The sequence below is a fragment of the Pseudomonas sp. PS1(2021) genome (assembly GCF_020405165.1).
Lineage (GTDB): Bacteria > Pseudomonadota > Gammaproteobacteria > Pseudomonadales > Pseudomonadaceae > Pseudomonas > Pseudomonas aeruginosa.
Genome location: NZ_CP084484.1, coordinates 3,939,275 through 3,964,973 on the forward strand (window position 1 = coordinate 3,939,275; position 25,699 = coordinate 3,964,973).

The following is a 25,699-nucleotide window of genomic DNA, read 5'->3' on the forward strand; positions in this document are numbered from 1 at the left end:
TAAGACACTTTTCATAAAAATGTACATAGAAATCACCACGCAAAAACTGGGTGATTCCTCCTTCCCCACCCCGGGCATGCCCGCTACCGCCGGCTTCCTGTGCCCGGGGCAGGTAATTCGGGCACATCAGGTAACAACTTGCCCGGCGCTGCCGACCCGGGTGCGCAGCACTCCGATGCCATCCACCTCCAGCTCGACCAGGTCGCCCGGCCGCAAGTAGCGCAGCTGCTCCAGGCCACAACCGTTGCCCACTGTGCCGGAACCGAGGAATTCGCCGGGATGGAGGGTTTCCGAACGCGAGATGTGGGCGATCACGTCCTCGAAGGCCCAGCGCATGTCGCGGGTGTTGCCCCGCCCCCACTCCTCGCCGTTGACCCGCGCGACCATGTTCAGGTCATAGGGGTCGCCCAGCTCGTCGGCCGTCACCAGGCACGGCCCCATGATGTTCGCCGTGTCGAAGTCCTTGCTCTTGGCCGGGCCGAGCATGCCGGGCATCTCCGCCGCCTGGGCATCACGCGCGCTCATGTCGTTGAAGATGGTGTAGCCGACGATGTGCGAACGAGCCGCCTCGCGGCTGATGTCCTTGCCGCGCCTGCCGATGTAGCAGCCGAACTCCAGCTCGAAGTCCAGCGCCTTGCTGAAACTAGGCCACTGGAACTCGTCGTCGATGCCGATGACTGCGAAGCGGTTGCACTTGTAGTAGATGGGCTGGCGGTTGAAGGTCTCTATGACTCGCTCGTCGGCGCGGGTACTCATCGCCTTGAGGGTCACTTCCGGGTCCGGCGTGCGCAGCGCCCGGGCGCGGCGCGCGGCGGCGAAGCTCTGTCGCAGGTGCAGCTCGAAGCAGGAGCAGTCGCGCATCTGCGGCGGCGGCTGGATCGGTGCGCGCAGCTTCACCAGGGCGCGCTCGCGCACCGCCTGGGCAGGCACCCGCTCCACCAGCGAACGGGCCAGGGCCAGGCCGTCCTCGCCGGCCTCGACCAGCGCCAGTACGCTGGCCAGTTCGGCTCGCTCGTGCCCTTGCAGCTCCCGACAGGCGGCCTGCAGGTCGAGGACGATCTGGTCGTTCTCCAGCAGCGCCCCGGCACGCTCGAAGCCGCTGCCATCGGTAAAGGTGACCAATCTCATGCTTCCTGTACTCCCGTCGAGTACCAGCAGGGGAAAGCGGACGTCATACCCGGCCACCCACGGGCAGGCAGGCGCCGGTGATAGGCGCGGCGTCGTCCGACAGCAGGAAGGCTATCACCTTCGCCAGGGCCTCCGGCGTGACCCAGCGACTGGCATCGGCCTCCGGCATGTCGGCACGGTTCGCCTGGGTGTCGATGATGCTCGGCAGCACGGCGTTGACGGTGATGCCACGGTCCTTCAGCTCCTCGGCCAAGGCTTCGGTCAGGCGCGCCACGCCGGATTTGGAGGCCGCATAGGCGCCCATGCCCAGCCCAGCCTTCAGCGACGCCAGTGCGCCGACGTTGACGATGCGCCCGGCCGGCGCGTCGAGCAAATGGGTCAGAGCCGCCTGGCTGCTCACCAGCGCGGTGCGCAGGTTGATCTGGTACTGGCGGTCCCAGGTTTCCAGGCTACCGCCTTCCAGGGTCTCCCAGGCGAAGCCGCCGGCCACGTTGACCAACCCATCGATCCGCCCGAAATGCCCGGCCACCTCGGCCACGGCCGCCTGTGCCGAGTCGGCGGAAGTCAGGTCGACGCCTCCCCGCGGCAGCAGGCCCGGAGCTTCACCCAGGCTGGCGGGCGCCTCGGCGCGGTCGAGCAGCGCGACCTGCGCGCCGCGCTCCAGCAGCAGGCGGCCCACGGCGCTACCCAGAGCGCCGAAACCGCCGGTGACTATGATTGTCTTGTCTTGCAAAGGCCGGGACATGGCAAAGAAATCCTCTTGTTGTTTAGCGCGAGACTGGCTGTATGTGCTCGCCTCGACAAACAATATATGACACTTTTCAAAAATATGTACAATTGTTAAAGTCATTGGCACCCCAAGCCAGTGCCCCTGCAGGTTCCGCGAATGTCCAGAAAACTGCCCGCCCTCAACGCCGACAACCGTGCCTTCTGGCAGGGCGGCGAGCACGGCCTACTGCAGATCCATAAGTGCAACGATTGCACGCGCTTCTTCCACCCGCCCGGCCCGATCTGTCCACGCTGTGCGAGCCTCGATGTCGCGCCGTGCGCGGTTTCCGGAAAGGGCAAGGTGCTGAGCTACACCCTCAACTACCAGCCGTGGAACAGCGACCTGGAAGTGCCCTACGTGGTCGCCATCATCGAGCTGGCCGAGCAGGAGGGCCTGCGCTTTGTCAGCAACATCGTCGGCATGGATCCACAGCGGGTGCATATCGACATGCCGGTACGGGTCAGCTTCCTGAACGTCGAGGATGTCTGGCTGCCCCTGTTCGAGAAGGATCAATGATGATTGAGCAGCGCTACGAGAGAGATGTCGCCATCACCGGCATCGGCCAGTCCGAGGTGGCCCGGCCATCCAGCAAATCGGCCATGCGCCTGACCCTTGATGCCTGCTTGGAAGCCATCGCCGACGCCGGCCTGGAGCGCCACGACATCGATGGTGTGGCCTGCTGGCCAGGGGACAACAACAATGGCGACCCCTTCTCGCCGGTCGGCCCCAGCGCCCTGAAAAGCGCCCTGGGCCTGAACCTCAACTGGTTCGGCGCCGGCTACGAGGGCCCCGGTCCGCTGGCCGGCATGATCAATGGCGCCATGGCCATCGCCGCCGGCCTGTGCCGGCACGTCCTGGTTTTCCGCACCATTACCGAAGCCTCGGCGCGTCTGCACAACAAACAGGCCGGTGCCCTGAGCAACAAGACCCAGGGGCGCGACAGCAGCTATGCCTGGCAGTGGTTCACGCCCTTCAATGTGCTGTCCGGCATCAACCTGATGGCGCTGTACGCGCAGCGTCATTTCCACGAATACGGCACCCGACCCGAACAGCTCGCGCAGATCGCGCTGACCTGCCGACAGAACGCCATGCGCAACCCCAAGGCCATCTACCGCACCCCCATGTCGCTGGACGACTACATGCAGTCGCGGATGATTTCCACGCCGCTGCGCATGTTCGACTGCGACGTGCATTGCGATGCCTCCACTGCCATCGTCCTGTCGCGCCGCGATGCCGCGCGCGATGGCCGTCATGCGCCGATACGCATCGAGGCGATAGGCGCCGCGTTGAACCAGCCCTGGTCCTGGGATCAGATCTCCCTGACCGAGATGGCGGCCTTCGATGTTGCCCGGATGATGTGGCAGCGCACCGACTACACCCCGGACGATGTCGACTCGGCACAGCTCTACGACGGCTTCTCGATCCTCACCATGATCTGGCTGGAGGCACTGGGCCTGTGCCCGGTGGGCGAGAGCGGCGCCTTTGTCGAAGGAGGCCAGCGCATCGCCCTGGACGGTAGGCTGCCGATCAACACCAACGGCGGCCAGCTGTCCGGCGGCCGCACCCATGGCCTGGGCTACGTCCACGAGGCATGCCTGCAGCTATGGGGACGCGCCGAAGGGCGTCAGACCGCGGAGAATCGTGTATCCGTGGTTGCCGCAGGCGGCGGACCACTGGGCGGCAGCCTGCTGCTGGTCCGCGAGTAAGCCATGCCCGGCCGGCGTCAGAACAGGACGTCGGCCAGCTCGGAGCAGAACTCGGTGAGCGCGCCAGCCAGCTCCTTGATCCCTTCATCATCGCGCTGACCGCGAAACATCACGGCGGAAACGGTGAAGTCGATCGACCCTTCGGGGGAATAGACCGGCGCGGCGACGGCCAAGATGCCGACCGAGAAATAGCCATCGTCCATCGCCCAGCCCCGCTCCGCCGCCAACCGCACTTCCTCGCGGTAGGTTTCTATGGGTAGTGGGCGCGCCCAGCGAATCCGCTCGTAGATGGCCTCGAACTCCGGGGTGTCGAGGTCCAGCTGCGTCGAGAACAACCGTCCGCTGGCCCCCATCTGCATGGGAAAGCGCTGTCCTTCGGCCATGTCGATGCGGACATCGGCAGGACTGGCCGCCGAGCTGACGATCACGATGCGGTCCTCCCCCATACGCCGCCACAGGGTAATGGTCACCCGCATACGGGCCGCAAACTCCTGCAGCAGCGGCTTGACCAGTTGCACACGCTGCCCCTGAGTGACCAACTGCCCAACCAGGCGGGCCAAGCCCAGCCCCGCCGAATAGCGTTTCGACATCGGATTGAAATCGACGACATCCTCCATCACCAGGGTGCGCAGGATGTTGAAACAGGTGCTGGGGTTGATCGATAGCCGCCGGGCGATGTCCACCGAGCGCTCCGGCGCCCCGCTCTGACTCAAGTGACGAAGGATGCGGATCGCGTTGGCGACCGGCTTTACCGTGACCGCACCCGTTGCCTTGCGGTCGCCGCCGACTTCCACGGTCTCTGGAGTATCCATGCGCTTTTTCTCGGTTGGCTTGACGCTGTAATTCTATACCGAGAACACTTAGGCACGGCAAATTTAATATAGAGACTAACAGGCCTCAGACCTGCTTCACCGGCGCCTGGTAGATATAGCGCTTGATCTCCCGCCGCCCATCGCGGAATCGCATCAGGGCCAACTCCTGAGCTTCGTCGTTCTGGGTCAGTCTCCCGCGCTGGCGCAGGTAATCCAGCCACGACTCGACGATGAAGCGCTCGCTATAGTGGTCGGCTTCCTCCAGATTACGGTACAGACGCCAGTTGCGCGCGCCATTACGCCGCCGTGTCTGGCCGATGGCATAGACCGCGTGCAGGAACGCATCACGCTCGGCAGCCGCCACCCGGTAACTGACTTCGATGCACACGGGGCCGTCGTCATGGGCCACCTCCCCGGCCAACACCAACTTGTCGGTCTGCTGCGCGTCGGCGAAATCCGCCTCCCGGCCCATGACGATCTCACCGCGACGCGTCAGCAACAACCCGAGCAGGATGCTCGACGCCGACAGCAGCAGGCTATTGCCCAACCCCAGGTACTGCGCCAGGACACCCCACAGGGCGCCCCCCAATGCCATCGAGCCCATCAGAACCAGCAGATACACCGAGGCGACCCGGGCGCGCACCCAGTTCGCCGCGTAGGTCTGCACCACGGTGGAGATGGTTGCGTTTACCGCCATCCAGCCCATACCGGCCAGCACCAGCATGGCGCATACCACCGCCTGGCTGTGCGACAACGCCGCCGCCAGGGTTGCCGTGGCGAAGGCGGCGGCGCCGACGGCGATCAGCCGGCGCAGAGGGAAACGCTGATAGACGCTGGTCAGGCCAAACGCAGCCAGCACCGCGCCGGCCCCCATGAACGCCATCAGCAGACCGTAGCCACCGGCGTCCATGCCCAGCTCATCCTTGGCTACCAGCGGCAACAGCGCCCACAGCGCGCTGGCGCAACTGGTAAAGACGAATACCTGCTTGAGCGCGCTGGACAGCACCGCCGAGTGACGAATGTAGCGCAGGCCGCTACGCATACCGCCGGTCAAGGTTTCCGGCGGCAAGCCTTCCGTCCGCGCACTGGCCGGCAAACGCACGAAGATGAAGGCGATCACCGCGACCATACATAGGGTAATGGCCAGGAATACCGAGGCGGTGCTCCACCAGACGATCAAAGCGCCGGCCAGGGCCGGTCCCAGGGCGCGGGTGGCATTGATGGAAATGCCGCAGAGGGATACCGCCGCCGGCACCTGCTCGCGAGGGATGACGCCGACCAGCGTAGTCATCCAGGCCGCCATGCCCAAGGCGCTGCCGCTGCCCAGGATGAAGGTGAACAACAGCAGCGACCAGGCCTGCAGCAGGTCGCCCCAGGCCAACAGGCAGAGTGCCGCGGACGCGACCAGCATGGCCGACTGGGTGACCAGCAGCAGGCGCCGCGGGTCCATCCGGTCGGCCAGCACCCCGCCCGGCAAGCCGAATAGAAAGACCGGCAGGGTGATTGCCGTCTGCACCAGGGAAACCATCAGCGGCGACGCCGTCAGTTGGGTCATAATCCAGGCCGCGCCCACCGTCTGCATCCAGATCGCCAGATTGGCGATGGCGCAGGCGAGCCATAGCCCGACGAACAACCGATGGCGCAATGGCGCCCAGAATGAAGCCTGCTCCGAAGCCGTCAGCGAGTCCGCCGGGGCGGAAGAAGTTTGCCTGTGCATGTTCATTCGCCTGTGGGCCATCCCAGCCGTCCGACACCACGCGCGGGACTCAGGACGCGCTGCGTACCAATGCGATTGCATAGAGTGCCGAGCCCCTCGATATGCGCCTCCACCAGGTCGCCCGGCGCCAGGAAGCGGCCATCTTCCAGCCCCACCCCGTGGGTCGAACCGGTGAACACCAGATCGCCCGGGCGCAGACTGATGCGGGCATCGAGATAGTTGAGCAGCTCGTCGACGGGAAAGATCATCTGGCGACTGTTGTCCTGCTGGCGTAACTCACCATTCACACTCAGGCTCATATCCAGCTCCGGCTGCCCGGGGCCACCCAGTTCGTCGAGGGTGACGATCCAGGGACCGACCGGCGTGGTGCGGTCCATCGCCTTCTGGGTCAGCAGATCGAGGCGGGCGATGCGCCGGCCCGCGTCCCGCGCGCTGACATCGTTGCCGACCGTATAGCCGAGCAGGCAGGCGCTGGCCCGGGGCTCGTCGCCCAGCGGCCGGGCGACCACCGCGATCAGCTCGACCTCGTAGTCGAGCTGCCCGGTCAGGGCCGGATAGGCGACCTCGTCGTGCGCCCCAACCAGGGCGGAATCCGGTTTCAGGTAGGCGAGCGGATGGGCCGGCGGCGAACTACCCAGGCGTTCCAGGTGGCTCCGGTAGTTCAGCCCCACGCCGAAGACCCGCGCGCCCGGCTGCAGGGGTGGCAGCAGGCGGCAAGCCGACAGCTCCAAACGCTCGTCATCGAGCCCCAGACGGGTAGCCCGCCCCTGCCCCAGGGCCGGCGCCCAGGCGGAGAACGGCTCGCGGATGCGACGCAGGCGCTGAAGGTCCGGGTCGAGCAGCGCCCAGAACGCCTCGCCGCCCGACTCGACCCTCGCCAGACGCACGTTCAGTGCTTCTTGGCGGCCAGGTACTCGGCGTCCAGCACCTCCTCGGGGGTGCGCACGCTCGGCCCGAGGATCGGCCCGACGATCTCGTGTCCCCACAGACTCAGGCTCTCGGGGTTGAGTTCGAAGGGGTCGCCCTGCCAGGGCTCGATCTCGGCGATGGTCTCGAAGGCAAAGCCGGATGGGGTGAAATGATAGAAGGACAGGTGCGGATCCTGGCTGTGCTGACCGAGGGTCATCATCATCGGCAGCTCGCGCTTGCGCACGATGTCGTAGGTTTCGCCGACGTCGCGCACATTGCGCACGAACAGGCCGACGTGCTGCACGCCCATGCGCCCCGGGCCGTGGCCATAGGCGATGTCATGGCTGGTGTGGTTGTTCAGCTTGGCGCGGAAGAAGCCGGTACGCCCCTTGCCGGCACCCGCGCCATACCAATGGAAGCCCATCACATCGAGCAGGAAACTCTCCAGTTCCGGGGTGTATTCCGGGGTGATCAGCACTACGTGCCCGGCACCACGCTCGTCGGCCAGGAAACCGGAATGCGGCCGCCCGGGAATGAACGAGCGTGGCGTCCATTTCTGACCGTAGAACAGCTCGTATTGGTAACCCACCGGATCGCGGAAACGCACCACCTCTCGCACCCCACGCAACTCGCAAAAAGCGGCGTCGCCACGTGTGAACTCGACGCCGGCTGCTTCTAGCTTCCTCAAACCGTCCTCGAACGCCATGCGCCCAACCGCCTCCCAGCCGATGTAGGCCAGGCGATCGACCTTGCCGGGATGGAAAGCGAAGCGGTGGCGACGGTCGTCGATGCGAAAATACAGCGATTGCGGGTCGCTCTCCGGCGATTTACCGATACCGAAGCCCATGACCTGTGGGCCGTATTCGCGCCACGCATCGAGATTCGCAGTCTCGAACCCTATATAACCGATGCCGATGATATCCATGACTTCACCTTATTGTTCGCATGTCGTTTGGACGCGCGGCCGACTGCTGCGGCCGCCTGAAACTAGATGGCCAGCAGACCACCATCGATGACGAAATCGGAGCCCGTGACGAAGGATGCCTCGCTGGAAGCCAGGAACAGCGCCAGGGCCACCACTTCCTCGGGCTCGCCCGGACGGTCCATCAGCACGCCGTCGAGCAGAGCGGCACGGATCTCGGGATTCTTCAGGAACGCTTCGGTACCGGGCGTGGCCACGAAGCCGGGGCTGAGGCTGACGGCGCGGATGCCGAGCGGCGCACCTTCCACCGCCAACTGGCGAGTGAAGGAAACCACCGCACCCTTGGCTGCGGCATGGGCGGCGATGCCCGCCACCTTGGAGCCACCCCAGGCGGCCGTGGACGACACGTTGATGATCACCCCACGGCGCTCGGCCAGGTGATCCCAGGCATATTTGGTGGTGTAGAACAACAGGTCGATTTCGTTGCGGATGGTGTAATGCCAGTCTTCGATGGAAAACTCGTTGACCTTGCCGAAACGCGCGGCCGAGGCATTGTTGTAGAGGATATCGATGCCGCCATGTTCGGCGGCGGCCTGCTCGACCCAGGCCCGGGCCTGCTCGTGGTCACCCAGGTCCACGGGGGCCTGGCCATACAGGCTCAGTCCTTCCGCCCGCAGCAGGGCCACGGTTTCCTCATGGGCCGCGGCATTGCAGTCACAGCCCACGACAATGGCGCCCTCACGGGCGAAGCGCAATGCCGCCACCCTGCCCTGACCACCTCCGGTTCCCGTGATCAACGCCACCTTACCGTCCAGACGCCCGCTCATAGCACCCTCCACTTTTTGTTCTTATTCACGTTCATACGGCAACGACCACATCAATCATTCTCTGTCGGGCTTGAGATCTTCGAGCCAGATCGCCTCGGCCGGGCACGCCTCGGCGCCTTCACGCGCCTCGTCCTCCAGCTCCGGGGGAACGACCTTGCTATCCACGTACACCAGGCCATCGGCATCCAGTTTATAGACGCTGGGGCAGATGGCGGCGCAGAGGCCATAGCCACAGCACCGACTGCGGTCGACCACGACCTCGAACCGCGCTTTATTCGAACTCATCTTGGTTCTCCTCATGTAGGCAGGCCAGGAAAATAATGAACACTTTCAAAAAATTTGTAAACAACCCGTGTTCAACCCATCCAAACCATCAGAAATAATCCTTAAAAATCAGCTATATGTTAAAAATTTCAGCCAGATTAGCTGACTCAAAACGAACGAATACAGAGGAAAATCAGGTATAAAATAGACACAAAATATATTTTTTGTACAAAAACAAACAAATCAAGCTGCGCAGAGCACCGCTCTTCCGCGATGAACGGTCGGCGCACATCTGTCGTCACGCCTCGAAACGAAAGCGACTCATCGCCAGATTCAGCTCTTCGGACAGCTCGCGCAGGCCCGCCACGGCGCTGGAAACCCTGTGAGTGATCGCATCCCCTTCCCCCGCCATACGTGCGATTCGCTCCACGTTCGACGCGATATCCCGCCCGCCCTCGCTCTGCACCCGCACCGCATCGGCGATCTGCTCCACTCCGCGCGTGGAGTCGCCAACCAGCTCCGCCGCCTGCTGCAAGGTGCTTTCCAGTTCGCTTAGCAACCTGCCACTGTCGTCCAGCGCCACTGTCCCTGCGCGCAGGGCCTCGTCGACGACCTCGGACTGGCTCTCCAGCCTCACGGTCAGCTCATTGATCGAATTGGCCGCCAGCGCCGAACGCTGCGCCAGATTGCGCACCTCGTCGGCCACCACACTGAAGCCTCTCCCGCTCTCACCAGCACGTGCCGCCTCGATCGCCGCATTGAGCGCCAGCAGGTTGGTCTGCGCGGACAGGTCCTTGACCTGGGTGATGCTGGTGGTGATCGCCGTGGTGCTCTCGACGAAATCGCCCACCGAACCGCGAATGGCGGAGAACGCATGACGCACGCTGTCGATCTTTTCAAGCAGGCGCGACAGCGCCAGATGCCCATCCTCCGAGCCGCGCAAGCTGGCCTCGGCGGAACTGCGCAGGCTCTCCGCGTGCCTGGATATCGACGCGATGCCCGCACTCATCTGCTCCATCGTCATCGACACCTCGCCTACCGCGCCGGCCTGGGCCGTGGAGCTCTCCGCCACCCTGGTCGAGGTTCCCACCAGTTCCTCGGCCGAGGCACTGACCGACGCCGCCACACTGGCGACCTGACGCATGGCCTGCTGGAAGCCGTCGATCAGTTCGTTGAAGGCCTGCGCCGTGTGAGCGATCTCGTCGCGGCCGATGACCCGCACACGCTGGGTCAGGTCGCCGTCACGCAATTTTATCGAGGCTTGCTCGATTTCACGGATGGAGCGGACGATCTGGCCGCGCAATAGCAGGCTGACCAGCAACGCCAGGACGATGGCTGCCAGCAGCACGCCGACAAGGATCCGCGACACCTGCCGCACCATGGCGCCGGCTTCGGCGAAGGCGCTGGCGGTCAACTCCGCCTGCAGGCCCAGCAGGCGATTGAACTGGCCCTGCAGGCCGTAGTACTCGGCACGCACCCGGCCCAGCAGCGAGGCCGCCTGCAACTGCTCCTCCAGCGCGGCGCGCTTGAAATCGGCCAGACCCTCGCCGAACACACCGGCCTGATCTTCCACCGCGCGCACGAGGATCTTTTCCTCCTCGCCCAGGCGCGTCTCGCGGGTCAGTTTGTCCAACCCGGCGCGCATGTCATCGACGCTGGCCTGCATATCCTCGAGGTAGGACTCCAGTTCCTCGGAGAACGCCTCGCCATTGGACTCGAGAATGCGCGCGCCCATGGCATAAGCGCCAACCATCGCAGCCTGGGAAGCAGTCGAGGTCTCGAGCACCGTCCTGTACTGCTGGAAGCGCAAGTGGTCGATCTCCTCGATCACCGCCTGCTGCGTGGCCAGCCCCCGGTAGGCCACCGCCGAGATGATCAGCAGAGCGAGCACGATCAAAGTGGGGAGCACCAGGAGCTTGGCGCCGATGGATAGATTTCTCAGGAATGGCATGGATATCGACCTCTTGTTGTTATGGATCGGCATGGCATGACTAGACAGACCATCCACCCCGCAATATTCTCTATACAGCATTCGATTCTATTATCGGAATACGGATCAAAAAAATCAGCCCCCTACGGTGCTTGGCCGAATAAATCCAATAAGGACGCCAGACCATGCCTTCTTCCAAAAACGAAGCGGCGATCGACCTCAGCGAATTCCGGCAAGGCTGGAGAGTCCTGCTGCTCTCCGTGGTCGGCATCGCCATCAGTATCAATGCGTCGCTGCTCTATGGCTTCGGCACCCTGGTCGTGCCGCTGGAACAGGCCTTCGGCTGGAGCAAGAGCGAACAGCAGGTAGCCATCTCCTTCCTGTTCGGCGGCGCGGTGATCGCCTTGCAACTGGTCGGCTGGTTCAACCTACGCTTCGGCATAAAACGCATGACGGTGGCCTCGCTGATCATGCTGTCGCTGGGCTACCTGGCCACCACCCAGTTGCAGGGCTCGGTCTGGTCGCTGTATCTGGCCTTCGCCGTCCTTCCCCTGGTCGGCATGGGCGCACTCGCCGTGACCTGGACCCAATTGCTCAGCCTCTGGTACGACCGCAATCGCGGCCTGGCCCTGGCGATCGGCCTGTCCGGCACCGGGCTGACCGCCGCCACCATTCCGCAACTGATGTCCTGGGGCATCGAGCAGTGGGACTGGCGCGCCGCCTTCGTCATCCTCGCCCTGCTCAATCTGCTGGTCCTGCTGCCGCTGACCCTGCTGTGGTTCAGGATTTCCAGCAGCGGTGGCGCCGCCCAGGGACACGGCAAGGAACTGCAGAACCTGCCCGGCATGAGCTTTCGCGAAGGCATGCGCTCGAGCAAGTTCTGGACCTGCAACCTGGCCCTGGCCCTGGTGATTTCCTCGATCATCGGCATGGTCACCAGCACGGTGCCCATGCTGCAGAGCAAGGGGCTGTCGGCCAGCGAGGCCAACCTGATCTTCAGTGGCTTCGGCATCGCCCTGATCTTCGGCCGCCTGCTCATCGGCTACCTGCTCGATCGCATGTGGCCACCGCTGGTATCTGCCGTCAGCCTGTCCCTGCCGGCCATCGGTTGCCTGATCTACCTCGGCGGCACCGTCGAATTCGCTCCACTGCTGCTGGCGGCGATCCTAGTCGGCTTCGGTGCTGGCGCCGAGTTCGACATCGCCGCCTTCCTGGTCGCCCGCTACTTCGGGTTGCGCGAATACGGGCGACTGTTCGGCGTGCATCAAGGCCTGAATACGGTGGCCTCCGCTCTCGCCCCGCTGCTGTTCGCCTTCCTGCTCAGCCGCACCGGCTCCTACTCACCCATGCTGATCTACGCCATTGCCTGCAGCCTGATCGGCCCCCTGCTCTTGCTGACCCTGGGCCGCGTCCCGCGCTTCGAACCGACGCCGATAGCGGCCCACCCCTGACCCGAGCATCCCAGGAGAAGACCATGCCCACACTGACTTTCATCGAGCACGATGGCACCGCACACAAGGTATCCGCTGACGTTGGCCAATCCGTCATGCAGGCCGCCACCTTCGCCTCGGTGCCCGGCATCCCCGCCGACTGCGGCGGAGCCTGCGCCTGCGCCACCTGTCACGCCTACGTCGACGAGGCCTGGCTGAACCGCCTCCCGGCCCTGGATAGCACCGAAAACGACATGCTCGACTGCGCCTTCGAGCGCCGCGACAACAGCCGCCTGACCTGCCAGGTGTTCATGACCGAAGAGCTCGACGGCCTGGTGCTGCACCTGCCCGCATCACAATTCTAAGAAGAGGTCCCCATGTCACTCGCTTCAGTAGTCATAGTCGGTGCCGGCCAGGCCGGTTTCCAGGTAGCGGCCTCGCTACGCCAGGAGGGATACGACGGCAGCATCACGCTGATCGGCGACGAGCCCGGCCTGCCCTACCAGCGACCACCGCTGTCCAAGGCCTACCTGCTCGGCAAGATCAACGAGAACGCCCTGCTGTTCCGTCCAGCCGACTTCTTCACTGCCCAGCGCATCGACCTGGTGCATAATCAGGCAACGGCCATCGACCGGCAGAACCGCCGCGTCCTGCTCGCCTCCGGCGAGGCGGTCGCCTACGACCACCTGGTACTGGCCACTGGCGCGCACAACCGTCCGCTACCGGTGCCCGGTGCCGAGCTGCAAGGCGTGTTCGGCGTCAAGACCAAGCAGGATGCCGACGCCCTCGCCCCGCTGGTGAGGGAGGTACGCAACGTGGTGGTGGTCGGCGCCGGCTTCATCGGCCTGGAATTCGCCGCGGTAGCCGCCGAACTGGGCGCCAGCGTGCATGTGCTGGAGCTCGGCGATCGGCCGATGGCGCGCGCCGTTTCGACGGAGATGTCCCAACTGTTTCGCCAGGCGCACGAGGCCTGGGGAGTGAAATTCGACTTCCGCCAGGGCCTGACCCGCGTCGAAGGCAGCGATGGCAAGGTCAGCGGCGTGGAAACCTCGGACGGACGCAAGCTGCCGGCCGACCTAGTGGTCTTCGGCATCGGCGTGATCCCCAACACCCAATTGGCCAGCGAAGCGGGCCTGGCCATCGAGAACGGCATCCGCGTGGACGCCAATCTGCTGACCTCCGATCCGCACATCTCCGCTCTCGGCGACGTCGCCTGCTTCCCCTGCCTGCAGAACGGCGAGCGGCCGACCCGCCTGGAATCCGTGCAGAACGCCGCCGACCAGGCACGCAACGTGGCCGCTCGGCTGCTCGGCAAGCCGGCCCCATACGGGGCGTTGCCCTGGTTCTGGACCGACCAGGGCAACCTCAAGCTGCAGATCGCCGGGCTTTCCAGCGGCTATGACAGCACCGTCACCCTCGGCTCGACGGAAGCCCACCAGCTCTCGGTGCTGTGCTTCCGTGACGACCAGTTGGTCGCGGTGGAGTCCTGCAACCGGCCGGGCGACCATATGGCCGCGCGCAAGATCCTCTCCCGCCCGCCCAGGCTGACGGCCGCCGAAGCGGCCGCCGAGGGCTTCGAGCTCAAGGTCTGGGAAGCCGCCAACCGCGACTGACCGCCCTGCGCCGCGTCCGCTCGCGGGCGTGGCACAGGCCACCGAGAGCCCTGCCCCACATCGTTGGCCGCCCCATCAACCCCGGGCCCCTCGGCGACCGGGCCTTCGCTGACTTCGCGTCCGCACAAGGCGACATGCCATGAAAGCCCGCAGCCAATCGCTCCCCGCCGGCCTGTCGATCATCTCGATCGTCTGCTTCAATTTCGCCTCCTTCATCAGCAACGGACTGCCGCTGGCCGTGCTGCCCGGCCATGTGCTGAACACCCTGGGCTTCGGCAGTGCGGTGGCTGGCCTGGTGATCGGCACGCAATACCTGACGACCCTGATGTCGCGCCCACTGGCCGGACAGCTCGCCGACCGTTTCGGTGCCAAGCGCACGGTGATGGCGGGGTTGGCCGTGCTGACGGGCAGTGGCCTGCTGACAGCCCTGGCGATCATCCTGCCGGCCTCCCCCTGGGTCGGCCTGGCGCTGCTGATGGCCGGGCGCATCCTCCAGGGCATCTCTTCGGCCCTGATCTCCACGCCCTGCTGCACCTGGGCCATCGGCCTGCACGGTACGGCACGCACCGCGCAGGTCATGTCCTGGAACGGTATCGCCGCCTATGGCGGCACCGCCATCGGCGCGCCACTCGGGGTACTGATACGGGATCACCTGGGGCTCGCCGGCATCGGTATCGGCATCATCCTGCTCGGCTGCCTGCCCCTGCTGTTCGCCCGCACGAGGCCTCCCGCGCCCTTGCTGTCGGGCGTGCGCCTGCCGTTCCACAGCGTATTCCTCACCGTACTGCCCAACGGCCTGGCCGTCGCCTGCAGTTCGGTGGGCTTCGGCAGTCTGACCGCCTTCATCGCCTTGTACTTCGACAGCCTGGGCTGGGCCAACGCGGCCTATTGTCTGAGCGCCTTCGGCGTCGCCTTCATCTGCGCCAGGCTGGCCTCGCCCAATGCGCTGCCGCGCTTCGGCGGCTACCGGGTGGTCACGCTCTGCATGGCCGTGCAGACTCTGGGTCTGCTGCTCATCTGGCTGGCGCCTTCGCCCCTGCAGGCGATCCTCGGCTCGGCACTGACCGGCCTGGGCGTTTCCTGGGTCTATCCGGGGCTGGCGGTGGAAACCCTGGCGCGTACGCCGGAGGCCAACCGCAATTCGGCCCTGAGCACCCTCTCGCTGTTCTTCGACCTGGCCGTGGGGCTGGCAGGCCCGCTGATGGGGCTGGTGGCCGCCCATTTCGGCCTGTCATGGATTTTCTTCTGCTCGGCCCTGCTCTCGACCCTCGGTCTTACCCTGGTGCTGTACCTGCGCCAACGCCCCGGTCAGTGAAGCGTGGACGCTGGCGCCAGAAAATAACTGAACAATTTAAATAATATTGCCCACAAAAATCGACACCTGCATTCTTCCGCCAACGCCCCGGCAGCCGGCGAACCCACCACACCATCCTCCACAAGCTCCATTCCATAGACCTGCAAGGCTGTCCAGCGGCAGCGGAAGCGTGCCTGACCGGTAGTTTCCAGCCCTGAGCAGTCGTTGACCCAGATCAATTCACATGCCATCCACGGGGCAGATAATCGGCTCGTAACTGAACAAAAATCTATTTTTTGTTCATATCAAACAACAACAAGAGCGAAGACCGACTATGACCAGCACTACCAACCCGGCGCTGAGCGACGGTACGAGGATTTCGGACCTGATCGATCTGGAAAAACATGAAGTGAAGATGCGGGTGCTGTCCGACCCCGAGCTTTACGCCCTGGAGATGAAAAAAATCTTCGCCAGAACCTGGGTTTTCCTCGGCCACGAGACCGAGATTCCCGACAAGGGCGACTTTATCGTCCGCGACATGGGCTCCGACTCGGTGATCGTCGCCCGCTCCAGTGACGGGCAGATCCATGTCTCCCTGAACGTTTGCCCGCACCGTGGCATGAAGATCTCCACCGCCGATGGCGGCAACGCCGCCGCCCATGTGTGCATCTACCACGGCTGGACCTTCAGGCCCAACGGCGACTTCATCGCCGCGCCGATGGAGAAGGAGTGCATGCACGGCAAGATCAGAAGCAAGGAAGAGCTGGGCCTCAAGAAGGCCCGGGTGCAACTCTATGGCGGTCTGATTTTCGCCACCTGGAACATCGAGGGCCCGTCGTTCGAGGATTTCCTCGGCGATGCCAAGTGGTATTTCGACACCCTCTGGTGCCGCACCACCGCCGGCATGGAAGTGCTCGGCCCGCCGCAGCGCTTCACCATCCGCGCCAACTGGAAGACCGCCTGCGAGCAGTCCGCCTCGGACGGCTTCCACACCCTGACCCTGCACCGCTGGCTGGGCGAGGTCGGCCCCTACGCGAAGAAGCCGGATGCCGAAGGCAAGGGCGCCGACCTCAGCCCGGAAATGTATGGCGTCGAAGTCTGGACCGAGCATGGTCACACCATGCGCTGCATCGAACTGGACCGCAAGATCCAGCGCCTCACCGGGCGCGACCCGTCGAGCATGAGCGCCGAGGAAAAGCTCACCCTGCTGCCGCCGCCGGGCATTACCCGGGAAATGGTGCCGGAGCTACTCAAGCGCTTCACCCCGGAGCAGTTGCACGTCATGAGCTGGCGTCCGCCGCAGGTGGGCAACTTCTTCCCCAATGGCCTGTTCGAGTTCATTTACTTGCCGCAGCCGGACGGCACCGTGCTCGGCGCCATGGCCCTGCACGCCTACGTGCCCAAGGGGCCGGACAAGCTGGAATTCGTCAACTGGATCCTCGCCGAGAAGGACACCCCGCCGGAAATCAAGGCGCGCATGCTGCGCCAGTCGATCCAGCTGCTGGGCACCTCCGGCATGGTCGAACAGGACGACTCCGACACCTGGCCACATATGACGCTGGCGGCCAAGGGGGCGATGAGCGAGGACATCACCCTGAAGTATCAGGCCCTGTACGCAGAAGACGCCAAGCCCGCAGACTGGCCCGGCCCCGGTCATGTCGGCGAGGGTTTCACCAAGGACGATACCCAGTGGCAATGGTGGAAATACTGGCATGCGCTGATGACGGCCTGACCACCCACCCTTGTACACCCTGCCCGGCTGCACAGCGCGGCCGATGGCACGCACAGCTTCACGGAGACCACCATGAACGATTTACAGACCCTGCTCGCCCCCACCCCCCTGCCGCCGACCGACCGCAGCAAGCGCATCGCCAGCGGCAGCCCGCTCCATAGCGAGATCGTCGACTTCCTCTACGACGAAGCGGAGCTGCTGGACACCCTGCAACTCAAGCAGTGGAGCGAAATCCTGACCCAGGATATCGAGTACAACGCACCGCTGCGCCTGACCCGTCCCAACCGTCAGCAACAGCAGACCGTGGTGCGCAACGTCCAGCACCTGCACGAGAACCATGCCTCGCTAATGGTGCGCATCATGCGCATCACCGACACCCGCAGCGCCTGGGGCGAGGATCCGCCGTCGCGCACCAAACGCCTGGTCAGCAATGTCCGCGTGTTCGGCACCGACAAGGCCGATGAATACAAGGTGCTGAGCTACCTGCTGGTGACCCGCAGCCGCTTCGATTTCGACACGTTCGACCTGATTCCCTGCGAACGCCAGGACATCCTGCGCCGCGAGAGCGGCCAACTGAAACTGGCGCGGCGGGAAATCATGCTGGATCAGGTAGTGATCGGCACACCGAACCTCGGCATCTTCCTTTGATCGACCCACTTGGACAATGGCCGCAGTGACTGCGGCCAACCATGGAGAACAACAACAGATGAAACTCGAAGACATGATCCTCGTCAGCGTGGACGACCACGCCATCGAACCGGCCGGGGCTTTCGACCGCCACATGCCGGAGCGCTTCAAGGGCCTTCAGCCGCGCGTCGAGCAGCACGGCGGTCGCGACGTCTGGGTATTCGAAGGCCAGGCCACCGGCTACATGGGCCTCAACGCGGTGGTGGGCCGGCCCAAGGAGGAGTACGGCATGGAGCCGCTGGGCTACGAGCACATGCGCCGTGGCACCTGGGACATCAAGGCACGCGTCGACGACATGAGCGCCAACGGTATCCTCGGCTCGATCTGCTTCCCCACCTTCCCCGGCTTTGCCGGCCAGCGCTTCCAGAACCACCCGAACCGTGACGTATCCCTGGCGGCGATCCAGGCCTACAACGACTGGCACCTGCACGACTGGTGCAATGCCGCGCCAGGCCGTTTCATCCCGCTGATGCTGGTGCCCTGGTGGGACATGCAGGCCGCCGCCGCCGAGGTCACCCGCCTGGCGAAACTCGGCGTACATGCCCTGTCCTTCTCCGATAACCCGGCGCTGCACGGTTTCCCGTCGATCCATAGCGACTACTGGGATCCGCTGTGGAAGGCCTGCGCCGACAACAACGTGGTGATCTGCTGCCATATCGGCACCGGCATCAAGGCCGAGCACGCCTCCGACCTGTCGCCGATCGACGCCTGGATCACCTCCATGCCGATCTCCATCGCCAACTCGGCGGCCGACTGGATCTGGGCGCCGATGTGGAAGAAGTTCCCCGACCTGCGCATGGCCCTATCCGAAGGTGGTATCGGCTGGATCCCCTACCTGCTGGAGCGCGCCGACTTCACCCACCGCCACCACCATGCCTGGACCAATGCCGACTTTGGCGGCAAGAAGCCCAGCGACATCTTTCGCAAGCACTTCATCACCTGCTTTATCGAGGATGATTTCGGCCTGCGCAACCTGCCGGACGTGGGCGAGGACATGGTCACCTGGGAATGCGACTACCCGCACTCCGACTGCACCTGGCCGCACTCGCCGGAAGTCGCCTGGGAGAGCCTCAAGCGCCTGCCCAAGGAGACCATCGACAAGGTCACCCACCTCAATGCCATGCGTGAGTTCTCCTACGATCCGTTCGCCATCCTTGGCCGGGAGAACTGCACGGTCGGAGCCCTGCGCGCTCAGGCCACGCACGTCAGCACCGAGCCGGCGCTGGGTATGGGCGGCGCCGCGCCCAAGCGCGAGAAAGGCCAGCCGGTGACTTCCGGCGACATCAACGCGATGTTCGCCCAGGCGGACGCCCAGACCGCATTGTAGAAAGGCCAAGGCGCCCCTCCCGGGCAAAGGCCGGGAGGGGACGGTTCAAGACCACGACACGAGGCCAGCATGGACATCATCGGCATTGGCTACCTGGGCTTCACCAGCCCGAACCTGGACGCCTGGCGCGAGTACGCACCGCAGGTGCTCGGCCTGGGGCTGGGCAACGCCCCGGCGGGCGACCCCGACTCACTGTACCTGCGCAGCGACGACCGCCGTCACCGCATCGCCTTTCACCCCGGTCCCATCGACCGCATCGCCTATATCGGCTGGGAAGCCCGCGGACGGCAGGCCTTCGACGCCGCCGTGGCGCGCTTTCGCGCAACCGGGGTGGCCCTGGAAATCGGCGATGACGCCTTGCGCGCGATACGCGGAGTGCGCGAACTGGTGCGCTTCCGCTGCCCGGCGGGCTACCAGCACGAACTCTTCTACGGACAGAAATGGACACCGCACTCGTTCACCCCCGGTCGGCCGCACGGCGGCTTCGTCGCCGACGAGCGCGGCGTCGGCCATATCGTCCTGATGACGCCTGACTATAGCCCTGAACTGGAATCCTTCTTCATCGAGCTGATGGGCTTCCACTGGTACGGCGCGGGCGCCGGCAAGGGCCGCACCGGCTTCTTCCGCGCCAAGCTGAACAACCACACCAGCCACGATATTGCCTTCGGCCACGCGCCCGGCATGAAAGGCGTACAGCACATCGGACTGTTCGTCAGGAGCCTGCGCGACCTCGGCGAAACCTACGACATCGTGCGCCAGCGCGAGTTGCCGATGATGATGACCCTCGGCCAGCACAGCCAGGACCCGCACCTGTCTTTCTACCACTTCACCCCGTCTGGCTTCGCCGTGGAGTGCATCCACGAACTGGAGCCCTGGCACCACGACGGCTTCGAGCTGAATCCCGAGCAACTGAGCGTCTGGGGCCACGAACGAGTCGGGCCGATTCTCGGGCCGAGCGTGATGCCTATGGAGCGGTACCCCGACGACTGAACCACCGCGCCGCCAAAGGCGGCGTGGCAATTCGACGAACAATCGACAGAAAAAGGACAAGAAGATGAGCAAGACCTATGACATCGTCATCGCCGGTGGCGGCCACAACGGCCTGGTCGCCGCCTGCTACCTGGCCAAGGCCGGACAGAGCGTGTGCGTGGTGGAGAAGAACGACAAGGTCGGTGGTGGGGTGATGACCCGTGAGCTGACCGTACCCGGCTTCAAGCACGACGTCTGCTCGGTGGCGCATACCCTGCTACAGGCCAATCCGCTGCTGCGCAACGATGAACTGGAGCTGAAAGCGAAGTTCGGCCTGAAGTACATCAACCCCGACAAGATGACCGCGATCTTCTACGACGACGGCAGCACCTTGGAGTTCTACACCGACCTGGAGCGCACCTGCCAGGCCATCGCCAAGTTCTCCGAGCGTGACGCCGACGCCTACCGCCGCTTCAACCACCAGGTGTTCCAGAACCTCGACATGCTGGTCATGGGCATGTTCAACACACCGCCGAGCGCCTCGCACCAGGCTCTGATGATGGAGCAGAGCCTGGTTGGCCAGGAACTGATGCGCACCCAGGCGATGAGCGCCTGGGACTACATCAGCGAATGGTTCGAGAACGACAAGGTCAAGATCGCCCTGGCCCGCTACGCCTCCGAGGCGATGATGAATCCGTTCGACAACGGTACCGGTTTCGGCTTCTACATCATCCTGCCGCTGATGCATCGCTATGGGGTAGGCATCCCGGTCGGCGGTTCCGGCGCTTTCGCCGATGCCCTGCGTGCCTGTCTGGAACACCATGGCGGTGAGGTGCGCACCGAAGCGCCGGTCAGACAGTTCAAGATCGAGGGCGGCAGAGCAACCGGCGTGATCCTCGAAAGCAGCGAGGAAATACTGGCTCGCAAAGGCGTGATCTCCACCTTGCACGCCAAGCAGGTATTTCCCTCCATGGTCCCCGGCTGCGAACTGCCCGAGGGATTCGAGCGGCGCATCCGCACCCTCAAGCACAGCAGCTTCCAGCCATTCAACATGCATGTCGCGTTGCACGAAGCACCGCGCTACAAGGTCGGCCCTGCGGTGGACGACTTCTTCTGGGTGGAGCGCTCGCACTCCGACCCCGAGGAGTTCGCCCGGGCCTTCCGCGACCTGGAATATGGCATCCCGCGCCGCGACTTCATCGCCTACGTGACCCAGGACACCTACGACAAGACCCGCGCGCCGGCAGGCAAGCGCGTGCTCAACATGTACGCCTTCTGCCCCTACAATCTCAAGGGTGGCGCACAGCGCTGGGACGAGATCGGCGAGGAGGTGGCCCACGCCTTCCTAGACGACCTGCGCAAGCTCACCACCAACATGGACGACGACAACATCATCGGTTTCTCGTGGATGACCCCGCGCTGGATATCGAGCGCCACAACAACGCCATGATCGGCGCCGACATCCTGCACTTCGGCTCCTACTCCTGGCAGATCGCCGGTAACCGCCCAGCCCCCGGCTACGCCCAGTACAAGTCGCCAGTGGACGGCCTGTACCTGGCTGGCGCCAGCACCCACCCCGGTGGCGGTGTCACCGCCGCCTCCGGACGTAACGTGGCGCGGGTGCTGCTGGAGGAATCCGGCCTGGACTTCGACGAACTAATCGGTGCCTGACCACCCCTTGCAGGAGCGAGCGCAGCATGAAGATGTTCAGCAAGGAAGGTGTGGAGATGGTGGACATCAAGTCCATCACGCGCGATGACGAGCGACTGGTGATCAAGGGCAAGGTGATGGGCGCCATGACCACCACCATCCTGGTCAACCCGGAAGACTGCTGGCAGGCCGCCCGCCTGCTCGGTATCGGCCTGATCCTGCGCCTGCCGCTGATCCTGCTCAAGGGCTGGCTGGCCGCGCGCAGGACAGCCCGGGTGAAGCGCTGACGGTCACCCAGTGCGGATGGGGCACGACCAGGGTCGCGCCCCATATTGCCTCCTCACGCCTTGATGAAGTAACGCACCCACAACCTGCCGTCCTGGAAACGGTACAGTTCGATGGTCTCGATACCGCCACTGCCGTCGCGCAACGCGTTGCGATGATGGCAGGCGGCTTCCTCGCCGTTGATGATGGTTTCCTTTACCTCCACGCGGAAACGCGGCTGCTGGTTTTCCCACATGCCTTCCAGGATCTGCCAGGGGTCGGTCGGCAAGGCACGGCCGACGTACTCGATGCTCAGGCCGGCGGGCGACATCCGGCGGTAATGCTCGAAGAACCCCTCCTTGTCACCGTTGTTCCAGCATTCGATTTGACCATGCAGGAAATGCTCGATGGCTTCTTGCGCACTCATTGATTTCTCCTCGGTTGCCATGGGCGGGCCAGGCCCGCCGGACTTTCACACACCTGCCCAGTGTTCAGGCGTGCTGTTGTTGGACCGCGACCACCGCTGCCGGCCGTAACCAGAGCAGGATCGACGGGCCGATGATGGAACAGGCCAGACAGCACAGCAGCACCGCCGAATAGCCGTCGTAGGCCTCGTAGAGGTAGCCGAAAAACACCGGCATCAGCCCCGAGACGATGGTGATCAGTGCCAGGTGCAGGCCGAAGATCCGCGCGTACTCGCGCAGCCCGAAATAACGCGCCATGAGAAACGCCGCCAGGTCGAACTCCGCGCCGGCGCTGGCGCCGATGCACAGGGTGGCGAGCACCAGCAGCGCCAGGCTTTGCACGCCGGCGAACAAGAAAATCACACAACCTATGGCCGGCAGCGCCAGGCTGATCACCGCGACCAGGATCGGCGGGTAGCGGTCCAGCAGATAGCCCACCAGCAAGCGCCCGGCGATGATGGAAATGCCGAAGCTGCTGAAAACCTGGCTCGCCGCCTGGGCGGAAAGCCCCTGGCCCTGCAGCATCGGTACGATATTGGTGACCATGCCGACGGTCAGGCACACCGAGAGGATCAGGGCAACGTTGAAACTCCAGTAGACCGGCGAGCGCAGTGCCTGGCTGAAGCTGAAACCGTCCAGCTGCGCTACCGTCTCGCTGCCCCCCGGCGACGCCGGCTCGAGCTCGCCCGGCAGACGCATCCACAACAACGCCATCGGCAAGGTGAATAGCAACGGCAGCGCCGCCAGGGTGAAGAAGCCCGCTTGCCAGCCGAACTGGGCGATCAGCCTGGCCAGCAGTGGCGGCAGCACCACCGCCATCAGCCCGGTACCGCAGAGAATGACCGCCAGGGCCAGGCCACGGTTGCGCTCGAACCACAGGTTGACCAGTTGCGTCCAGGTAATGGCGATGGTTCCCGCGCAAACCAGCGGCATGGCGAAGAACGCCAGGTACAACCAGCCGATGGAATGCTCGATCCGGGTGATCGCCGCATAGCCGATCACCTGCAGCACGATCGACACTATCGCCACCCGCCGCAGGCCGAAACGGCGGTACAGCGGACCGACCAGTTGGGTAGAGATCGCCACGCCGGCGAACAGGAAGGTGATCGACGCCTGCAGTTCACCCCGGCTCCAGCCAAAAGCCTGTTCGAGGGGAATCACCAGGGTGCCGAAGCCGTAGAGCAGACCCGCGCTGATACTGGTGCAGATACCGACGAGGCCAAGCAGCAGGATGCGCCAGCCGCGCTTGAACTCGGTGAGGTCGATGGCCGCCCGCTGGGGCGAAATGGATGTATCGGACATATGAGGACTCCTATCTCGGCCCGCCGTGTCAGTCCGGCCGTACGGTCCGGGCTCAATGCCCCTTGAGGATTTCTTCGACCTTGGGCATGGCCACCATAGTCGCGCCACCGTCGACCAGCAGCGAGGTGCCGGTGATATAGGAGGCCTCGCAGGAAGTCAGGAATAGCGCGGCGGCGGCGATATCGGCCGACTGTCCCAGGCGGGGCACGGGGAAACGCTCGGCCAGGCGGTGTGGCAGTTCCTCACCCAGGGACTCGAACATATGATCGGTGCCGATCAACCCCGGCTCGATCACGTTGACCAGGATGTTCAGCGCGCCGAACTCCACCGCCAACCCACGGGCGAAGGCGTTCATGAACGCCTTGCTGGAGCTGTAGGGGATCAGCGTTGGCGTGTACTTGCGATTGGCCTCGCCGGAGGAGATGAAGATGATCCGGCCCTTGTCCTGCGCCTGGGAAAGATGGGGCGCCGCGTCCTTCGCCAGCCAGAACAGTGACTGGATGTTGCTACGCACCAGGTGATCGAAGGTATCGTCCGCCATCTCGGCGATCAGCCCAGACGCGGTATCGGCGGCGCAATGCACCAGGATATCCAGCGCACCGAAGCGCTCCACGCCGCCCTCGACCATGGCCTTGACCGCCGCACGGTCGGCGATGTCGCCGCCGACCAGATGGGCCTCACCGCCCAGCGCGGCGATCTGTGCGAGGGTTTCCTCGCCATGGCGTGGCGTACGTGCGGACACCACCACCCTGGCCCCCTCCCGGGCGTAGGCTAGAGCGATGGCACGCCCCATGCCGCGCCCGGCGCCGGTGACCAGCACCACCTTGTCTTTGAACCTCATCGCCTGCTTCCTCTGCTCTTGTTCTTGTTCGGAAAAACCTCCCGCGGCGGTCGGGCCGTGGGAGGCTCGTCAGCTCGGATCAGATATCTCGGCCTGGTACGTTGCGCGCCGAACCGTTGCGCCGGTCGGACTCCCCCCAGCCCAGCCAGTGCGACGGCTCGCGAGTATCGCCGACTCGGCGCCAGCGCCCCTCCTGCTGCGCGGTGATCGGAAAACCGCCAACGAAGTCGATCATTTCGCCCCTGGGGTCGGGAAGGAATTCCCACTCTTCCTCGCCCTCGATGACGATCCGCGCCGACTCCAGGAAGTAGCTGCCGTCCTTGTGCCTGGCCTGCCCCTCGATATCGGTGGTCACGCGCACCTCGCCCTTGTCGTTGCTGAAGATCGCGTAACCCAGGTGATCATGGCCGACCATGAAGGAGCCCGCCTCCCAGCTGCCGTCCTCGTACAGATTGGCGAACGACCACCAGATCACGTGCTTGTTGTTGTTGACCACTAGGTCCTTCTGGAAGTGAATCGCGCCACCCTCGGCCATATAGAACTGGTCGAGCGCCATAGCCCCCTTCACCGGCCGGCCCTCGCAGACACCGGCCAGTTCCCACAGCTGCGAGACGTAGAAGGTGCCCCACTCCACACCGGGCAAATACCACTGCAGGCCCGGGCCAAGCAGGCGGCCCTCCAGCTGGAACAGACCATTCTCGCGCCAGGTCAGGCGCTCGCTGTTAGCGGTGATTTCCCAGCCGTTTCCCGCTTCGCCGGGCTGGTTGGTCCAGCGCACTGTGTCACCTTCCAGGGTCTGTACCGGTAGTGGCGTCAGCGCCTGGCGGGCCATCTTCTCGTGGTCCATGCGCAGGTTGACGCCATCCACATGGTTGTTCAGGTAGTAGAACTTGGTCGGGTTGGGCGTACCGCCCGGGGCCATCAGAGAGCGCACGAAGGAATAGATGTTGCCGTCCTCGTCGCGCACCGAACCGAATGGCGAGCTTTTGCTCAGGCGCAAGCCGAAGAAGCCACGGCTGCCGGCCATCGCCGCGCCTGTCACCTTGTGTGGTCCGACCAGTTGCTGGAAACCGAAATCACCGCGCTCGGGGATCGTCTTGAACGTTCTCATGGCATTCGTCTCTTGTCGTTGTTGTCGAAAG

Annotated in this window: 26 protein-coding genes; 13 read left to right on the top strand and 13 right to left on the bottom strand. The window is 64.5% G+C overall.

Going from position 1 to position 25,699, the window contains the following annotated elements:
* Positions 1-126: 126 nt before the first annotated feature.
* Entirely contained in the window at positions 127-1,128 is a 1,002-nt protein-coding gene (locus tag LE197_RS18970) for a fumarylacetoacetate hydrolase family protein (protein ID WP_034030829.1), read from the bottom strand.
* A gap of 43 nt (positions 1,129-1,171) precedes the next feature.
* Positions 1,172-1,873 carry an SDR family NAD(P)-dependent oxidoreductase gene (locus tag LE197_RS18975; RefSeq protein ID WP_034030828.1) on the bottom strand — a complete coding sequence of 234 codons (702 nt, stop codon included), beginning with the start codon at positions 1,871-1,873 and terminating at the stop codon, positions 1,172-1,174.
* 141 nt (positions 1,874-2,014) lie between these two features.
* Here LE197_RS18975 and LE197_RS18980 point away from each other — a divergent pair, with 141 nt between their 5' ends.
* On the top strand, positions 2,015-2,413 hold the full coding sequence (locus LE197_RS18980; RefSeq protein ID WP_034030827.1) for a Zn-ribbon domain-containing OB-fold protein: 399 nt from the start codon (positions 2,015-2,017) through the stop codon (positions 2,411-2,413).
* Positions 2,413-3,603, top strand: coding sequence for a thiolase family protein (locus LE197_RS18985; protein ID WP_034030826.1), 1,191 nt, complete (start codon positions 2,413-2,415; stop codon positions 3,601-3,603). Before LE197_RS18980 ends, LE197_RS18985 begins: the two co-directional genes overlap by 1 nt.
* Positions 3,604-3,620: 17 nt before the next feature.
* Here LE197_RS18985 and LE197_RS18990 read toward each other — a convergent pair whose 3' ends face one another.
* The 7 genes from LE197_RS18990 to LE197_RS19020 all read right to left on the bottom strand — a co-directional run bounded on the left by LE197_RS18990 (position 3,621) and on the right by LE197_RS19020 (position 11,005).
* Complete coding sequence (locus tag LE197_RS18990) at positions 3,621-4,415, bottom strand: IclR family transcriptional regulator (protein ID WP_034030825.1); 795 nt, start codon at positions 4,413-4,415, stop codon at positions 3,621-3,623.
* An 85-nt stretch (positions 4,416-4,500) separates the two neighbouring features.
* Positions 4,501-6,138, bottom strand: a complete 1,638-nt coding sequence (locus LE197_RS18995; RefSeq protein ID WP_052168378.1) for an MFS transporter — start codon at positions 6,136-6,138, stop codon at positions 4,501-4,503.
* Complete coding sequence (locus LE197_RS19000; protein ID WP_034030824.1) at positions 6,135-7,019, bottom strand: fumarylacetoacetate hydrolase family protein; 885 nt, start codon at positions 7,017-7,019, stop codon at positions 6,135-6,137. The genes LE197_RS18995 and LE197_RS19000 overlap by 4 nt, the downstream gene beginning before the upstream one ends.
* Positions 7,020-7,021: 2 nt before the next feature.
* Positions 7,022-7,966, bottom strand: coding sequence for a VOC family protein (locus tag LE197_RS19005; protein WP_034030823.1), 945 nt, complete (start codon positions 7,964-7,966; stop codon positions 7,022-7,024).
* 62 nt (positions 7,967-8,028) lie between these two features.
* Positions 8,029-8,790: an SDR family NAD(P)-dependent oxidoreductase gene (locus tag LE197_RS19010; protein ID WP_034030822.1), complete on the bottom strand. Its 762-nt coding sequence runs from the start codon at positions 8,788-8,790 to the stop codon at positions 8,029-8,031.
* A gap of 54 nt (positions 8,791-8,844) precedes the next feature.
* Positions 8,845-9,075, bottom strand: coding sequence for a ferredoxin (locus tag LE197_RS19015; RefSeq protein WP_027897510.1), 231 nt, complete (start codon positions 9,073-9,075; stop codon positions 8,845-8,847).
* A 277-nt stretch (positions 9,076-9,352) separates the two neighbouring features.
* Positions 9,353-11,005 carry a methyl-accepting chemotaxis protein gene (locus LE197_RS19020; RefSeq protein WP_034030821.1) on the bottom strand — a complete coding sequence of 551 codons (1,653 nt, stop codon included), beginning with the start codon at positions 11,003-11,005 and terminating at the stop codon, positions 9,353-9,355.
* Positions 11,006-11,169: 164 nt separating this feature from the next.
* On the opposite strand from LE197_RS19020, the gene LE197_RS19025 reads away from it, so the two are divergent.
* From LE197_RS19025 to LE197_RS19075, 11 genes are all read left to right on the top strand, one after another.
* Positions 11,170-12,435 carry an MFS transporter gene (locus tag LE197_RS19025; RefSeq protein WP_034030820.1) on the top strand — a complete coding sequence of 422 codons (1,266 nt, stop codon included), beginning with the start codon at positions 11,170-11,172 and terminating at the stop codon, positions 12,433-12,435.
* A 23-nt stretch (positions 12,436-12,458) separates the two neighbouring features.
* Complete coding sequence (locus LE197_RS19030; RefSeq protein ID WP_034030819.1) at positions 12,459-12,779, top strand: 2Fe-2S iron-sulfur cluster-binding protein; 321 nt, start codon at positions 12,459-12,461, stop codon at positions 12,777-12,779.
* Positions 12,780-12,791: 12 nt separating this feature from the next.
* Entirely contained in the window at positions 12,792-14,027 is a 1,236-nt protein-coding gene (locus tag LE197_RS19035; protein ID WP_034030818.1) for an NAD(P)/FAD-dependent oxidoreductase, read from the top strand.
* 139 nt (positions 14,028-14,166) lie between these two features.
* Positions 14,167-15,342, top strand: a complete 1,176-nt coding sequence (locus LE197_RS19040) for an MFS transporter (RefSeq protein WP_034030817.1) — start codon at positions 14,167-14,169, stop codon at positions 15,340-15,342.
* A gap of 313 nt (positions 15,343-15,655) precedes the next feature.
* Positions 15,656-17,053: an aromatic ring-hydroxylating dioxygenase subunit alpha gene (locus LE197_RS19045; RefSeq protein ID WP_034030816.1), complete on the top strand. Its 1,398-nt coding sequence runs from the start codon at positions 15,656-15,658 to the stop codon at positions 17,051-17,053.
* Between the two features lie 72 nt (positions 17,054-17,125).
* On the top strand, positions 17,126-17,701 hold the full coding sequence (locus LE197_RS19050) for a 3-phenylpropionate/cinnamic acid dioxygenase subunit beta (protein ID WP_027897517.1): 576 nt from the start codon (positions 17,126-17,128) through the stop codon (positions 17,699-17,701).
* A 58-nt stretch (positions 17,702-17,759) separates the two neighbouring features.
* Positions 17,760-19,067, top strand: a complete 1,308-nt coding sequence (locus LE197_RS19055) for an amidohydrolase family protein (RefSeq protein WP_034030815.1) — start codon at positions 17,760-17,762, stop codon at positions 19,065-19,067.
* Between the two features lie 69 nt (positions 19,068-19,136).
* Complete coding sequence (locus LE197_RS19060) at positions 19,137-20,057, top strand: VOC family protein (protein ID WP_034030814.1); 921 nt, start codon at positions 19,137-19,139, stop codon at positions 20,055-20,057.
* Positions 20,058-20,121: 64 nt separating this feature from the next.
* The gene (locus LE197_RS19065; RefSeq protein WP_226033692.1) at positions 20,122-21,486 is read left to right on the top strand and encodes a phytoene desaturase family protein; all 1,365 of its coding nucleotides are present in this window, start codon (positions 20,122-20,124) and stop codon (positions 21,484-21,486) included.
* The gene (locus LE197_RS19070) at positions 21,441-21,707 is read left to right on the top strand and encodes a hypothetical protein (RefSeq protein ID WP_226033693.1); all 267 of its coding nucleotides are present in this window, start codon (positions 21,441-21,443) and stop codon (positions 21,705-21,707) included. The genes LE197_RS19065 and LE197_RS19070 overlap by 46 nt, the downstream gene beginning before the upstream one ends.
* 26 nt (positions 21,708-21,733) lie before the next feature.
* Entirely contained in the window at positions 21,734-21,973 is a 240-nt protein-coding gene (locus LE197_RS19075) for a hypothetical protein (RefSeq protein WP_034030813.1), read from the top strand.
* Positions 21,974-22,026: 53 nt separating this feature from the next.
* On the opposite strand, the gene LE197_RS19080 is transcribed toward LE197_RS19075, so the two are convergent.
* The 4 genes from LE197_RS19080 to LE197_RS19095 all read right to left on the bottom strand — a co-directional run bounded on the left by LE197_RS19080 (position 22,027) and on the right by LE197_RS19095 (position 25,668).
* Positions 22,027-22,377, bottom strand: a complete 351-nt coding sequence (locus tag LE197_RS19080) for a nuclear transport factor 2 family protein (RefSeq protein ID WP_034030812.1) — start codon at positions 22,375-22,377, stop codon at positions 22,027-22,029.
* A gap of 64 nt (positions 22,378-22,441) precedes the next feature.
* Positions 22,442-23,716, bottom strand: a complete 1,275-nt coding sequence (locus LE197_RS19085) for an MFS transporter (RefSeq protein ID WP_034030811.1) — start codon at positions 23,714-23,716, stop codon at positions 22,442-22,444.
* Positions 23,717-23,768: 52 nt separating this feature from the next.
* Positions 23,769-24,557: an SDR family NAD(P)-dependent oxidoreductase gene (locus LE197_RS19090; RefSeq protein ID WP_034030810.1), complete on the bottom strand. Its 789-nt coding sequence runs from the start codon at positions 24,555-24,557 to the stop codon at positions 23,769-23,771.
* Positions 24,558-24,636: 79 nt separating this feature from the next.
* The gene (locus LE197_RS19095) at positions 24,637-25,668 is read right to left on the bottom strand and encodes a hypothetical protein (protein ID WP_034030809.1); all 1,032 of its coding nucleotides are present in this window, start codon (positions 25,666-25,668) and stop codon (positions 24,637-24,639) included.
* Positions 25,669-25,699 lie beyond the last annotated feature (31 nt).